The organism is Bradyrhizobium sp. 155, from assembly GCF_023101105.1.
GTDB classification, from domain to species: Bacteria; Pseudomonadota; Alphaproteobacteria; order Rhizobiales; family Xanthobacteraceae; genus Bradyrhizobium; species Bradyrhizobium canariense_D.
Map to the genome: position 1 here is coordinate 119,294 of NZ_CP064704.1, position 12,722 is coordinate 132,015.

At 63.6% G+C, this 12,722-nt stretch carries 13 protein-coding genes; 6 read left to right on the forward strand and 7 right to left on the reverse strand.

All coding sequences use genetic code 11. The features are described from left to right. Positions 1–35: 35 nt before the first annotated feature. From sdhA to sdhC, 3 genes are read right to left on the reverse strand one after another with little or no spacing between them, the layout of a single operon-like run. Positions 36–1,871 (reverse strand): succinate dehydrogenase flavoprotein subunit, encoded by a 1,836-nt coding sequence (gene sdhA / locus IVA93_RS00580; protein WP_018459777.1) that lies wholly within the window; start codon positions 1,869–1,871, stop codon positions 36–38. 4 nt (positions 1,872–1,875) lie between these two features. Next, on the reverse strand, positions 1,876–2,292 hold the full coding sequence (gene sdhD / locus IVA93_RS00585; protein WP_007598776.1) for a succinate dehydrogenase, hydrophobic membrane anchor protein: 417 nt from the start codon (positions 2,290–2,292) through the stop codon (positions 1,876–1,878). After that, entirely contained in the window at positions 2,289–2,687 is a 399-nt protein-coding gene (gene sdhC, locus IVA93_RS00590; protein ID WP_018459778.1) for a succinate dehydrogenase, cytochrome b556 subunit, read from the reverse strand. The genes sdhD and sdhC overlap by 4 nt, the downstream gene beginning before the upstream one ends. Positions 2,688–3,209: 522 nt before the next feature. Here sdhC and IVA93_RS00595 point away from each other — a divergent pair. Continuing rightward, entirely contained in the window at positions 3,210–4,070 is an 861-nt protein-coding gene (locus IVA93_RS00595; RefSeq protein ID WP_018459779.1) for a sulfite exporter TauE/SafE family protein, read from the forward strand. Here IVA93_RS00595 and IVA93_RS00600 read toward each other — a convergent pair. Together IVA93_RS00600 and IVA93_RS00605 are read right to left on the reverse strand one after the other, a co-directional pair. Continuing rightward, positions 4,067–4,576 carry a hypothetical protein gene (locus IVA93_RS00600; RefSeq protein WP_204512880.1) on the reverse strand — a complete coding sequence of 170 codons (510 nt, stop codon included), beginning with the start codon at positions 4,574–4,576 and terminating at the stop codon, positions 4,067–4,069. The genes IVA93_RS00595 and IVA93_RS00600 overlap by 4 nt on opposite strands. A gap of 28 nt (positions 4,577–4,604) precedes the next feature. Then, positions 4,605–6,134, reverse strand: a complete 1,530-nt coding sequence (locus tag IVA93_RS00605) for a malonate--CoA ligase (RefSeq protein ID WP_018459781.1) — start codon at positions 6,132–6,134, stop codon at positions 4,605–4,607. Between the two features lie 110 nt (positions 6,135–6,244). On the opposite strand from IVA93_RS00605, the gene IVA93_RS00610 reads away from it, so the two are divergent. From IVA93_RS00610 to IVA93_RS00625, 4 genes are all read left to right on the forward strand, one after another. After that, the gene (locus IVA93_RS00610) at positions 6,245–7,006 is read left to right on the forward strand and encodes an SDR family oxidoreductase (RefSeq protein ID WP_018459782.1); all 762 of its coding nucleotides are present in this window, start codon (positions 6,245–6,247) and stop codon (positions 7,004–7,006) included. Positions 7,007–7,306: 300 nt separating this feature from the next. Then, the gene (locus tag IVA93_RS00615) at positions 7,307–7,861 is read left to right on the forward strand and encodes a fasciclin domain-containing protein (protein WP_018459783.1); all 555 of its coding nucleotides are present in this window, start codon (positions 7,307–7,309) and stop codon (positions 7,859–7,861) included. A 183-nt stretch (positions 7,862–8,044) separates the two neighbouring features. Next, the gene (locus IVA93_RS00620; RefSeq protein WP_018459784.1) at positions 8,045–8,674 is read left to right on the forward strand and encodes a cytochrome b/b6 domain-containing protein; all 630 of its coding nucleotides are present in this window, start codon (positions 8,045–8,047) and stop codon (positions 8,672–8,674) included. A 14-nt stretch (positions 8,675–8,688) separates the two neighbouring features. Then, positions 8,689–9,471 carry a molybdopterin-dependent oxidoreductase gene (locus IVA93_RS00625; protein ID WP_204512876.1) on the forward strand — a complete coding sequence of 261 codons (783 nt, stop codon included), beginning with the start codon at positions 8,689–8,691 and terminating at the stop codon, positions 9,469–9,471. Between the two features lie 138 nt (positions 9,472–9,609). On the opposite strand, the gene IVA93_RS00630 is transcribed toward IVA93_RS00625, so the two are convergent. After that, positions 9,610–10,800: a YbfB/YjiJ family MFS transporter gene (locus IVA93_RS00630; RefSeq protein WP_018459786.1), complete on the reverse strand. Its 1,191-nt coding sequence runs from the start codon at positions 10,798–10,800 to the stop codon at positions 9,610–9,612. A gap of 132 nt (positions 10,801–10,932) precedes the next feature. Between IVA93_RS00630 and leuB the strand changes: the two genes are divergently transcribed. Beyond that, positions 10,933–12,045 carry a 3-isopropylmalate dehydrogenase gene (gene leuB / locus IVA93_RS00635; RefSeq protein ID WP_018459787.1) on the forward strand — a complete coding sequence of 371 codons (1,113 nt, stop codon included), beginning with the start codon at positions 10,933–10,935 and terminating at the stop codon, positions 12,043–12,045. Between the two features lie 148 nt (positions 12,046–12,193). On the opposite strand, the gene IVA93_RS00640 is transcribed toward leuB, so the two are convergent. Continuing rightward, complete coding sequence (locus IVA93_RS00640) at positions 12,194–12,580, reverse strand: hypothetical protein (RefSeq protein ID WP_018459788.1); 387 nt, start codon at positions 12,578–12,580, stop codon at positions 12,194–12,196. Positions 12,581–12,722 lie beyond the last annotated feature (142 nt).

The following is a 12,722-nucleotide window of genomic DNA, read 5'->3' on the forward strand; positions in this document are numbered from 1 at the left end:
AAGCTTTCGCTGTTCGCTCAGTACACGCGCGCCGTTTAGTAAACGCGAGCTTTGGGCGGGATGTACTGGACGTCGTTGGTCATGGTGTAGTCGTGAACGGGGCGGTACTCGATCTTGACCTTGCCGGAATCTTCCAGCCAGGCCAGCGTGTGCTTCATCCAGTTCTTGTCGTCGCGCTCGGAGAAGTCCTCGCGGGCATGCGCGCCACGGCTCTCGGTGCGGTTGGCGGCCGAGTTCATCGTCACCACCGCCTGCGAGATCAGATTGTCGAATTCGAGCGTCTCGATCAGGTCGGAATTCCACACCAGCGAGCGGTCGGATACGGCGATGTCGATGATGCCGCTATGGACCTTCTCGATCAGGTTCTGGCCTTCGCTCAGGATGTCGCCGGTGCGGAACACCGCGCAATTGTTCTGCATCACGTGCTGCATGCCTTCGCGCAGCTTCGCGGTCGGCGTGCCGCCGGAGGCGTAGCGGTAGTGGTCGAGCCGGCCGAGCGCCAGGTCGGACGAATTCGCCGGCAATTCCGGCTGGCTGGCGTTCGGCGTGAGCTTCTCGGCGAGGCGCAGCGCCGCGGCGCGTCCGAACACGACGAGGTCGATCAGCGAGTTGGAGCCGAGGCGGTTGGCGCCGTGCACGGAGACGCAGGCGGCCTCGCCGATCGCCATCAGGCCGGGGATGATGGCGTTGTCGTCGCCGTCCTTCTTGGTCAGGACTTCGCCGTGATAGTTCGTCGGGATGCCGCCCATGTTGTAATGCACGGTCGGCACAATTGGGATCGGCTCGCGCGTCACGTCGACATTGGCGAAGATCTTTGCGGATTCCGAGATGCCCGGCAGGCGTTCGGCCAGCACCGCGGGATCGAGATGGTCGAGATGAAGGAAGATGTGGTCCTTCTTCTTGCCGACACCGCGACCTTCGCGAATCTCGATGGTCATCGCGCGCGAGACGACGTCACGCGAGGCCAGATCCTTGGCGGAGGGCGCATAGCGCTCCATGAAGCGCTCGCCCTCGGAGTTGACGAGATAGCCGCCTTCGCCGCGCGCGCCTTCGGTGACGAGACAGCCCGAACCGTAGATGCCGGTCGGGTGGAACTGCACGAACTCCATGTCCTGCATCGGCAGACCGGCGCGCAGCACCATGCCGCCGCCGTCGCCGGTGCAGGTGTGCGCCGAGGTGCAGGATGCATAGGCGCGGCCATAGCCGCCGGTGGCGAGGATCACGGTCTGGGCGCGGAAGCGGTGCAGCGTGCCGTCATCGAGCTTGAGCGCGATAACGCCGCGGCAGGTGCCCTGGTCGTCCATGATCAGGTCGATGGCAAAGAACTCGATGAAGAACTCGGCCGCGTGACGCAGCGACTGGCCGTACATCGTGTGCAGCATGGCGTGGCCGGTGCGGTCGGCGGCGGCGCAGGTGCGCTGCGCCTGGCCCTTGCCGTAGTCCATGGTCATGCCGCCGAACGGGCGCTGGTAGATCTTGCCGTCTTCGGTGCGCGAGAACGGCACGCCCCAATGCTCGAGCTCGTAGACCGCCTCGGGCGCGTTGCGCACCATGTATTCGATCGCGTCCTGGTCGCCCAGCCAGTCCGACCCCTTCACGGTGTCGTACATGTGCCAGCGCCAGTCGTCCTTGTGCATGTTGCCGAGGGACGCCGAGATGCCGCCCTGCGCCGCGACGGTGTGCGAGCGGGTCGGAAACACTTTGGTGATGCAGGCGGTACGAAGACCGGCTTCGCTGCAGCCGACCACGGCGCGCAGGCCTGCGCCGCCGGCGCCGACCACGACGACATCATAGGTGTGATCTTCGATCGGATAGGCTTTGCCGTTGGTGGCGGGAGCGCCGTTGCCCTTGCCATTGGTCTCTGTGGCCATGGGTTTAGACTCCGGAGGAAAGTTTCAGGATCGCGTAGGTCGAGGCGAGCGCCACGGCGAACGAGAAGAAGTTGTTGAGCATGATCGAGATGAGCTTCAGCTTCTCGTTATGGATGTAGTCCTCGATCACGACCTGCATGCCGATCTTCATGTGCCAGGCGCTGGCGAAGATGAAGAGCAGCAGGATCACCGCGATCGGCAGCGAGCCGAGAATCTGTGCGGCGCCGGCCTGGTTGCGGCCGAGCAGCATCATCACGATCACGATCACGGGGATCATCAGCAGCGTCATGGCGACGCCGGTGATGCGCTGGCGCCAGAAATCGGAGGTGCCCGAATGCGCCGCGCCGAGATTGCGCACGCGGCCGAGCGGGGTGCGCATGGAGGAGCCCTTCGGGGCGCCGTGGGATTCGTCGAAACTCATCGTCCGCCTCCGATCGCGTAGGCGATGATCCAAATGAGGACCGTGAGCACGATGCCGCCGATCAGGGCGCCCCAGGTCAACGCTTCGCGCTCATTGGCCTTGAAGCCGTAGCCGAGGTCCCAGACGAAATGCCGGATGCCGCTGAGCATGTGGTGCATCAGCGCCCAGGTGTAGCCGAACACGATCAGGCGGCCGATGATGCTGCCGGTGAAGGCTTGGACGTGGCTATAGGCGGCGGGGCCGGAGGCCGCCGCAATCAGCCACCAGGCCAGCAGCAGCGTTCCGGCGTAGAGGGCAATTCCGGTGGCGCGATGGACGATGGAAAGCGCCATCGTCAGGGTCCAGCGGTAGGTCTGAATGTGCGGCGAAAGCGGTCGTTCGATCCGTGCGGTCATGGGCTTCAATTGCTTTATTGCGGCCCAGCATGGGGCGCGCGGGGATCGCGAAAGGTCGGCTCTATTTACGGAGTCGATTTCACCTGCGCAATCACCAAATCGCCATAAACCGAACTTGAGTTCAGCTCTAGGCCCTTGATGTAACAAGGCCAATCGGAGACTTGGTATACCAGAGGGGTGGCGCACCGGCTAAAGATAGAATATAAATTCACCTCTTGTAATGAGACCCGAGACGCATTGAAATTACTATTGGAACGGCTCCAAGCCGCTGCGGGCCGGCCAGGGTTCGAGCCAGTCAGTTCATGACGTTCGAACCGGTAGGGATGGTCGGCAAGCAATCTCCAAGTTCCGCGAAGCGCGCCGATTTTTCGCGAGACGGGCGGATATGCGCAGTCCGCATCCCACCCCGGACCGGAGATGCGGCGGTCGACCCGACAAATCAGATCGCCTAGAGCATTGCGGGCAGCCGTTTCCGAGCGATGCATCGGAGAAGTTGCGACCCATCGCCGGGGCAGGTCAGGGGTGATTGCAGGACTTGATATCAAGGAGATCGCCGAACTCGCGCTGCTGCTGATCGCAACCGGCGCGCTCTCCGGATTTTTGGCCGGCGTGTTCGGCATCGGCGGCGGCGCGATTCTGGTGCCGGTGTTCTACGAGTGCTTCCGCATCGCCGGTGTGCCGCTCGAGGTGCGCATGCCGCTCTGCATCGGCACTTCGCTCGCTGTCATCATTCCGACCTCGATCCGTTCGTTCCAGGCGCACTACAGGCGCGGCGCCGTCGATCTTGCGATCCTCCGGGTCTGGTGGCTGCCGATCCTGATCGGCGTCGTCGCCGGCAGCGTGGTCGCGCGTTACGCGCCGGAGCGACTGTTCAAGATCGTGTTCGTCGCCGTCGCTTGGTCGGCCGCGGTACGGCTGATCTTCGCGCGCGAGAGCTGGAAGCTCGGCGATGATCTGCCGAAGGGCCCCTTGATGCGAATCTACGGCTTCTGCGTCGGCATTTTGTCGACGTTGATGGGCATCGGCGGTGGCCTGTTCTCGAACCTGCTGATGACGTTCTACGGCCGCCCGATCCACCAGGCAGTGGCGACATCGTCGGCGCTCGCGGTCTTGATCTCGATCCCCGGCGCGCTCGGCTACATCTATGCCGGTTGGCCTGCGGCGGTGAGCTACCCGGCCGTTGCAGCCCTGCAGGTCCCGTTCGCGCTCGGTTACGTCTCGCTGATCGGCGCGGTCCTGGTGATGCCAATGAGCCTTGTGACGGCACCGCTCGGTGTGAAGGCTGCGCATGCAATGTCGAAGCGGACGCTGGAAGTCGCGTTCGGGTGCTATCTGTTCATCGTCGGCAGCAGGTTTGTGATGAGCCTGGTGGGTGGGCACTAATTGACGGACCGGTCCTTCAATCTCACTTCGCTGTGGCCCCACATTTGAAGATTGCCTTGCGCCTCCAGGAGGTCGGCCTCAACCAACGCCTGAATGCGGGCCGCAAAGACCTCAAAATCGACGGGAGCCGCTAGCGCTTCTTCCTTTTCGACCCTCTCAACCGCGCAGTACAGGACCATTGCGAACTTCTGCCATCGCGACTTCATGACAGAGAAAATGACGCGATCCAAATCGGTCTCCAGCACAGAGGACGGAAGTGAAACGTCTTCCCACCGGAGTGTGCTGTCGATGGTGGCAGGCCGTCCCGGCGGTTCAAGATCCGGAAATCGCTTGTAGATCAATCGCAGAAGCTTGAATTGCAAATGGAAAACCGCCGTTACGAGCGGATCTGCAAACAGCTTTCGGCCGTCATCGCCAACATCGACGATCGCGGCCTCCGCTCGCCGGAATGCTGCGGCGGCATCGAGCAGGTGCTTGTGTATCTTCTTAGCTTGCTCTCGGTTCATGTCCCCCCAGCCCGGAGCAGTTGCGCCCCTATTTCTTCGCGTAAAGATCCTTGTACGTATCCCGCAGCACGTTCTTCTGCACCTTGCCCATGGTGTTGCGCGGCAGCTCGTCGACCACGAAGACCCGCTTGGGCATCTTGAACTTGGCCAGCCGGCCGTCGAGCGCCTTCAGCACCGCGGCCTCGGTCACATCGGCGCCCTTGTTGCAGACCAGCACCGCCGTGACGCCCTCGCCGAAATCAGCGTGGGGCACGCCGATCACGGCGGATTCGATCACGCCGGGCATGGCGTCGATCTCGCTCTCGATTTCCTTCGGGTAGACATTGAAGCCGCCGGAGATCACGAGATCCTTGCCGCGGCCGAGAATATGGACGTAACCCTTGGCGTCGATCTTGCCGAGGTCGCCGGTGATGAAGAAGCCGTCGTCGCGGAATTCCGCCTTGGTCTTCTCCGGCATGCGCCAATAGCCCTTGAACACGTTCGGGCCCTTGACCTCGATCATGCCGATTTCGTCACGGGGCAGCTCCTTGCCGGTCTCGGGATCGGTGACGCGTACGGACACGCCGGGGAGCGGAAAGCCGACCGCGCCGGGCACGCGCTCGCCGTCATAGGGATTCGACGTGTTCATGTTGGTCTCGGTCATGCCGTAGCGCTCGAGCACCGCGTGCCCCGTGCGCGCCGACCATTCGCGATGGGTTTCGGCGAGCAGCGGCGCCGAGCCCGAGACGAACAGCCGCATGTGCTTTGTGGTTTCGCGCGACAGCGCAGCGTTCTGGAGCAGACGGGTATAGAACGTCGGCACGCCCATCAGCACCGTGGCACGCGCCATCAGCTTGATGATCAGATCCGGGTCGAGCTTCGGCAGGAAGATCATCGATGCCCGCGCAAACAGCGTCACGTTGGTCGCCACGAACAGGCCGTGGGTGTGGTAGATCGGCAGTGCGTGGATCAGCACGTCCTTGTCGGTGAAGCGCCAGAAGCCGACGAGCGAGAGCGAGTTCGACGCCAGATTGTCGTGGGTCAACATCGCGCCCTTGGAGCGGCCGGTGGTGCCGGACGTGTAGAGGATCGCGGCGAGATCGTCGTTTGCGCGCGCCACCGTGGTGAATTCGCTGCTCGTCTTGTCGGCGGCGTCCGTCAGCGAGCCCTTGCCGTCAGGCCCGAGCGTCTCGACTTTGGCCTTCACCTTGGCGGCGATGGGGGCGAGGCCCTCCGCCTTGGCGGGATCGCAGACCACCAGCGAGGGCTCGGCATCGCCGATGAAGTAGTCGAGCTCGTTGAGCGTATAGGCGGTGTTGAGCGGCAGATAGACTGCGCCGGCCCGCACCGTGGCCAAATACAGCACGATGTTGGTCACGGACTTCTCGACCTGCACCGCAACGCGGTCGCCGGGCTTCACGCCGCGCGCGACCAGCACATTGGCCATCTGTCCGGCCCGGGCGATCAGATCACCATAGCTGATGCGGACCCCGTCATGCGTCTCGATCGCGAGGCGCTTCGGATCGTCGAGGCCGTCGAACAGGCGGGAAAACAGATTGGCGTTGGCAGCTTGGTTCATGCAAGATTTCCTCGACCGCAAGGCTTGACCGCAACGATCGTCAGAGGCCGGTCAAAACCGAGGGCTGGATTAGCAAAAACCGCCCCGATGAAGCAACGGAGACAGTTTGCATGACCAAAAACGGGAAACGCGTGGCCTGGGTGACAGGCGGGGGCAGCGGGATCGGGGAGGCCGGCGCCGAGGCGCTGGCGGCCGACGGCTGGACGGTGGTGGTTTCGGGCCGGCGCAAGGACGCCCTGGATACCGTGGTCGCGAAGATCGCCCAGACGGGCGGGGCCGCCGAGGCCATCGCGCTGGACGTGTCGGTCGCCGCCGCGGCCCAGAAGGCGGCTGATCAAATCGTTGCGAAGCACGGCCGGATCGACCTGCTGGTGAACAATGCCGGCATCAATGTCCCTAAGCGGAGCTGGAAGGACATGGAACTGGAGGGCTGGGACCAGCTGGTCCAGGTCAATCTCAACGGCGTGCTCTATTGCATGCGCGCGGTGCTGCCGACGATGCGCAAGCAGCAGGACGGCTCCATCATCAACGTCTCGTCCTGGGCCGGCCGCCACGTCTCGAAAATGCCGGGCCCGGCCTACACCACGACCAAGCATGCGGTGCTGGCGCTGACGCATTCCTTCAACATGGACGAATGCGTCAACGGCTTGCGCGCCTGCTGCCTGATGCCGGGCGAGGTGGCGACCCCGATCCTGAAGCTGCGCCCGGTGGTACCGAGCGAGGAGGAGCAGGCCAGGATGCTGCAATCCGAAGATCTCGGCCGCACCATCGCGTTCATCGCGAGCATGCCGGCGCGGGTGTGCATCAATGAACTGCTGATCAGCCCGACGCATAATCGCGGGTTTATCCAGACGCCGCACAACAGGGATTGAGCGGCAGGTAGATCGTCGAGGCGCGTCATTGCGAGCGAAGCGAAGCAATCCAGCGGTGCATCCGCGGTGGCAGCCTGGATCGCTTCGTCGCTTCGCTCCTCGCAATGACGCCCCCCACGGAGAACCACGCACTTAGTTTCACCCATCACAAAGAAGTTTTGTTCGAAACCGCTTCGCAAACGCTCCCGTAGTTCGAGCCAACGACGGCGCTGCTGCTTCACACTCGCAGGTCGCAGCCACTGTTGTTGCCCAACTCGAACGCCGGCAATCGCCGGTCACAATCCAATCGGGAGACCCTCCATGTCGAAGCGTATTGCCTATCTCACCGCTGCGGCCTTCAGCGCGCTGGCCATCACCGCGACCGTCGTCGCGCCCGCCCGCGCCGAGGAAAAGACCGTCATGGTCGGCGGCGCCGCGATGTTCCCGTCCAAGAACATCGTCCAGAACGCCGTCAACTCGAAGGACCACACCACGCTGGTGGCGGCGGTGAAGGCGGCCGGCCTGGTGCCGACGCTGGAAGGCAAGGGTCCGTTCACGGTGTTCGCGCCGACCAACGCCGCCTTCGGCAAGCTGCCGGCCGGCACCGTCGACACTCTGGTGAAGCCCGAGAACAAGGCGACGCTGACCAAGATCCTCACCTACCATGTCGTGCCCGGCAAGCTCGAGGCGTCCGACCTCACCGACGGCAAGAAGATGAAGACCGCCGAAGGCGAGGAGCTGACGGTGAAGAAGCAGGACGGCAAGGTCTGGATCCTCGACGCCAAGGGCGGTACCTCGATGGTGACGATCTCCAATGTCAACCAGTCGAACGGTGTAATCCATGTGGTCGACACCGTGCTGATGCCGGCGACGTAAACACCGCGCCGTCCGGCTTCATCCCCGAACCGGATGCGACGAAATGGCGAGCCGGGGGTACCCGGCTCGCTTTATTGTGACCACGATAGCCAGCCGACATGGATTCGATGCCGAACAGGGCGTAACGAAAGCGGAAGCATCGGCGTATAATTGCTGTCAGACGATGTTCAGGACGGAACCGCCATGTCGAGCCTCACAGTCACCGACGAGCAGGTCAGCGCCACCCCGGCCAAAGTGATCCAGCCGGCCTGGGTCCGGGTCATGCACTGGATCAACGCTTTCGCCATGATCCTGATGATCCTGTCGGGTTGGCAGATCTACAACGCCTCGCCGCTGTTCGGTTTCAGCTTTCCGCGCGAGTACACGCTCGGCGGCTGGCTCGGTGGCGGCCTGCTCTGGCACTTTGCGGCGATGTGGCTGTTGATGATCAACGGCCTTGCCTATCTCGTCACCGGCCTTGCCACCGGCCGCTTCCGGAAAAAACTGCTGCCGATCACCCCATCCGGCGTGCTCCACGACGTCAGGGCTGCGCTGACCTTCAAGCTCGGCCATGCCGATCTCTCCGTCTACAATTACGTCCAGCGCGTGCTCTATGCCGGCATCATATTGATCGGCGTGATCATCGTGCTGTCGGGGCTGGGAATGTGGAAACCGGTGCAACTGCACTGGCTCGTGTCCCTGTTCGGCGACTATCCGACCGCGCGCTACATCCATTTCTTCTGCATGGCCGCGATCTGCGCCTTCCTGGTCATTCATGTTTTACTCGCGCTGCTGGTGCCGAAGAGCCTGCGCGCGATGATCATCGGCCGTTGAGTGGAGAGAGAGTCATGGCGAAGCGCTCATTCCTGATCCCGGGCGTCGACAAGCGGCTGCTGATCAAGGATTCCATCAAGACGATGCCAGAGGTCAGCCGCCGCCGCTTCATCGCGGGCGGCGCAAGCCTCGGGGCGCTGACGCTGCTCACCGGCTGCGACGTGATCGACTCGTCCTCCGCGGAGGAGATGCTGAAGTCGGTTTCGAAATTCAACGATGCCGTGCAGGATTTCATCTTCAATCCCGACGCGCTGGCGCCGACGTTTCCCGAGAGCGCGATCACAAAACCGTTTCCGTTCAACGCCTATTACGATCTCGACGACGCGCCCGATGTCGACGGTGCCGACTGGAAGCTCGAAGTCCGCGGTCTCGTCGAGAACAAGAAGTCGTGGACGCTTCCCGAGCTGTACAAGCTGCCGCAGGCTACGCAGATCACCCGTCACATCTGCGTCGAGGGCTGGAGCGCGATCGGCAGCTGGACCGGTACACCCATGCGCGACTTCCTTAAGCTGATCGGCGCCGACACCCGCGCAAAGTATGTCTGGTTCCAGTGCGCCGACAAGGACGGCTACAATTCTCCGCTCGACATGCGCACCGCGCTGCATCCGCAGACCCAGATGACGTTCAAATATGCGGGCGAAATCCTGCCGCGCGCCTACGGCTTCCCGATGAAGATCCGCGTGCCGACCAAGCTCGGCTTCAAGAACCCGAAATACGTGGTGTCGATGGAAGTCACCAACGACTACAAGGGCGGCTATTGGGAAGACCAGGGGTACAATTCGTTCAGCGGAAGCTAGCTGTTGTCGTCCCGGCGAAGGCCGGGGCCCATACCGCGAGGTCTATCGATTTTCGCTAGATGCCAATCCCGAACGACCAGTCTTCCCCAAAATGCTCCCTGTGGTTATGGGTCCCGGCCTTCGCCGGGACGACACTTGTTATGAGGCCGGCTCCACTTTCCGCTGGCACAGCGCGGCAACCGCGCCCAGCGCCAGCAGCGCCGCCGACACATTCAGCGCGTAACTCAAGCTCCCCAGCGCGTCCGTGATCGCGCCGACCACGATCGGGCCCAGCGTCTGGCCGACGCCGAACGAGATCGTCATCGCCGCGATCGCGGTCGGCCACACCTCGGGCGGATAGTTGAAGCGCACGAAGGCGGTGGTCGAGCCGACTACGGCGAAGAAGGCGACGCCGAACACGATCGCCGAGACCGCGAGCCATGCCGGCGAATGCCCGAGCATCGGCAGGGCGGCGCCGAGCGCGTTGGTGCCGAGGATGATGGCGGTGGCAAGACCACCGCGATCGAGCGCGAGCACGCGGCGCCAGGCCCACGGCGTGACGAAGGCGCTCAAGCCAATCAGGCTCCAGAACGCGGCCTGCGCTGCGGCCCCGCCGCCGCCGTCGCGCACATAGGCGATCATGAAGGTCATGTAGGCGATGTAACCCGCGCCAAACAGGAAGTAGCCGGCGAGGTAGATCAGCACCGGAAAAATGGCGAAGGCGCCGTGGCCGCCTTGCGAGAAACGCACGCCGCTCTCGATGCGGACCAGGAACAGCGGCACGGTCATGACGACAGACAGCAGCGTCATCGCCCACCACACGATCCACCACGAGCCCGGCCCGAAATATTGCAGCGTGAACGGGGCGATCAGGCCCGAGGCGAGAATGCCGATGCCGGGTCCGGCATAGAACAGGCTCAGCAGGAAATTGGCCCGCTCCGGGCGCGACTGCGCAATGGAAGCGGCCAGCGCGCCGCCGGCGACGAAACCGGCCGCGGCGCCAACGCCCAGCACGAGACGGGCCAGGCTCAGCGCAACGAAGTTCCCGGTCAGCGCGCAAGTCGCAAGCGCGGCGACGCAGGCCAGGGTTCCGCCACGGATCGCGGCCGACCAGCCGACCCGTTCGATCAACCGGGATGCCACAAGCGCGCCCGCGAGGTAGCCGACGGCGTTGATGGTGTTCATGAAACCGGCCGCCGAGTAGGACCAGCCGAGGTCCTCCCGCATGTCGGGCAGCACCAGCGAATAGGCGAAGCGGCCGATACCCAGCCCAACCGTCGCAGCCAGCGACAGGGTCAGGATCAGCCGCGCGGGATGGGCGTCGGGCGGGGGACGTTCAGGGGCGTGCAAATGGGTACTCCGGCATGCGCAGTGTGGCAGGCCCTGCCCGCGTTGCACAGAACCGAAGCGGCAATGGTGTCTTGCCAAGCACGCAACGCCGCTCTAGCACTCCGGCCGAAATCGACCTCAGAGGAAACGACCATGGCGACCCACAAACTGCTGCTGCTTCCCGGCGACGGTATCGGCCCCGAGGTGATGGGCGAGGTGAAGCGGCTGATCGACTGGCTCAGTTCGGCGGGGATCGCCAAGTTCGAGACCGACACCGGCCTCGTTGGCGGTTCGGCCTATGACGCACACAAGGTGTCGATCTCGGAAGGCGACATGGCCAAGGCCAAGGAGGCCGACGCCATCATCTTCGGTGCGGTCGGCGGTCCCAAATGGGACGCGGTGCCCTACGAGGTGCGCCCCGAAGCCGGCCTACTGCGCCTGCGCAAGGATCTCGGTCTGTTCGCCAACCTCCGTCCCGCGGTCTGCTACCCGGCGCTGGCGGAGGCCTCCAGCCTGAAGCGCGAGGCGGTCGAGGGCCTCGACATCATGATCGTGCGCGAACTCACCGGCGGCGTCTATTTCGGCGAGCCCAAGACCATCACCGATCTCGGCAACGGCCAGAAGCGCGCCATCGATACCCAGGTCTACGACACCTATGAGATCGAGCGCATCGGCCGCGTCGCCTTCGAGCTTGCGAAGAAGCGCAAGAACAAGGTGACGTCGATGGAGAAGCGCAACGTCATGAAGTCGGGCGTGCTCTGGAATGAGGTCATGACCCAGGTCCACAAGCGCGAATATCCCGACGTCACGCTCGAGCATCAGCTCGCCGATTCCGGCGGCATGATGCTGGTGAAATGGCCGAAGCAGTTCGACGTCATCGTCACCGACAATCTGTTCGGCGACATGCTGTCCGACATTGCTGCGATGTTGACGGGATCGCTCGGCATGCTGCCCTCGGCCTCGCTCGGCGAGGTCGACGTCAAGAGCAAGAAGCGCAAGGCGCTGTACGAGCCCGTGCACGGCTCGGCGCCTGATATCGCAGGCCAGGGCCTCGCCAATCCGATCGCGATGATCTCGTCCTTCGGCATGGCGCTGCGCTACTCCTTCGACATGGGCGCGCTCGCCGACAAGGTCGACGCCGCGATCGCCGCGGTGCTGGCCAGCGGCCTGCGCACCGCCGACATCAAGTCGGAAGGCACCACTGCCGCCTCGACCACGCAGATGGGCGAAGCGATCTTGAAGGAATTGCAGAAGCTGCACGCTTAGAGCCGTAGCCCGGATGGAGCGAAGCGAAATCCGGCGTTCTTCCCGCGTGTCGAAAATCCCGGATTGCGCTTCGCTCCATCCGGGCTACACGACAAACAAAAATGGCCGGGCGCGAGCCCGGCCATTTGATTCGGTCGATATGTCCGCCTCAGTACAGCGGGAAATTCTGCGGATAGCCGCCAACATCCTGCGGCGTGCTCAGCGGCTGGCGATCGATCGGGCGGTTGAGATTTTCGCGCGCGAAGGTCGGATAGCCTACCGCCGGCGGGAAGGCGTAGTCGGAGAACTTGCGGTCGCCCGGATTGACCTCGGTGCCGCCGTCGAGCCAGGAGCGCTTGCTCACATAGATGCGGGTGCGGCCCTGCTGATAGCTCGAATTGGGGCCGCTCGGGCCGTAATAGTGACGGCCGCTGTCATAGCGCTGCTTCTTGGTGTCGGCCGAGGCGGGTGTCGCGAAGGCTGAGGACATGGCAATCACGGCGCCGGCCGTAAGCCACATCGCCAGTTTGTTCGCGGCAGAGAAATTCGAGCTCATCACGTCCCCTTCAGGCGGCAAGCCGCCAATCAATTTCACGCTCATACTAACCCGGCCGGGGCGGCTGCAACTAGGTCTATTGGGTCACACCAGCGCTGAATAATCGTGCGCGCCGGCAAAAGTTGCATGGATACAGCCACTT

Excerpts from the sequence above, each read along its gene's own strand:
- IVA93_RS00625 (WP_204512876.1), top strand. The coding sequence starts at position 8,689 with ATGGCGAAGCGCTCATTCCTGATCCCGGGCGTCGACAAGCGGCTGCTG.
- sdhC (WP_018459778.1), bottom strand. The coding sequence starts at position 2,687 with ATGACCGCACGGATCGAACGACCGCTTTCGCCGCACATTCAGACCTAC.
- IVA93_RS00615 (WP_018459783.1), top strand. The coding sequence starts at position 7,307 with ATGTCGAAGCGTATTGCCTATCTCACCGCTGCGGCCTTCAGCGCGCTG.
- sdhA (WP_018459777.1), bottom strand. The coding sequence starts at position 1,871 with ATGGCCACAGAGACCAATGGCAAGGGCAACGGCGCTCCCGCCACCAAC.
- IVA93_RS00605 (WP_018459781.1), bottom strand. The coding sequence starts at position 6,134 with ATGAACCAAGCTGCCAACGCCAATCTGTTTTCCCGCCTGTTCGACGGC.
- IVA93_RS00610 (WP_018459782.1), top strand. The coding sequence starts at position 6,245 with ATGACCAAAAACGGGAAACGCGTGGCCTGGGTGACAGGCGGGGGCAGC.
- IVA93_RS00620 (WP_018459784.1), top strand. The coding sequence starts at position 8,045 with ATGTCGAGCCTCACAGTCACCGACGAGCAGGTCAGCGCCACCCCGGCC.
- sdhD (WP_007598776.1), bottom strand. The coding sequence starts at position 2,292 with ATGAGTTTCGACGAATCCCACGGCGCCCCGAAGGGCTCCTCCATGCGC.
- IVA93_RS00600 (WP_204512880.1), bottom strand. The coding sequence starts at position 4,576 with ATGAACCGAGAGCAAGCTAAGAAGATACACAAGCACCTGCTCGATGCC.
- leuB (WP_018459787.1), top strand. The coding sequence starts at position 10,933 with ATGGCGACCCACAAACTGCTGCTGCTTCCCGGCGACGGTATCGGCCCC.
- IVA93_RS00640 (WP_018459788.1), bottom strand. The coding sequence starts at position 12,580 with ATGAGCTCGAATTTCTCTGCCGCGAACAAACTGGCGATGTGGCTTACG.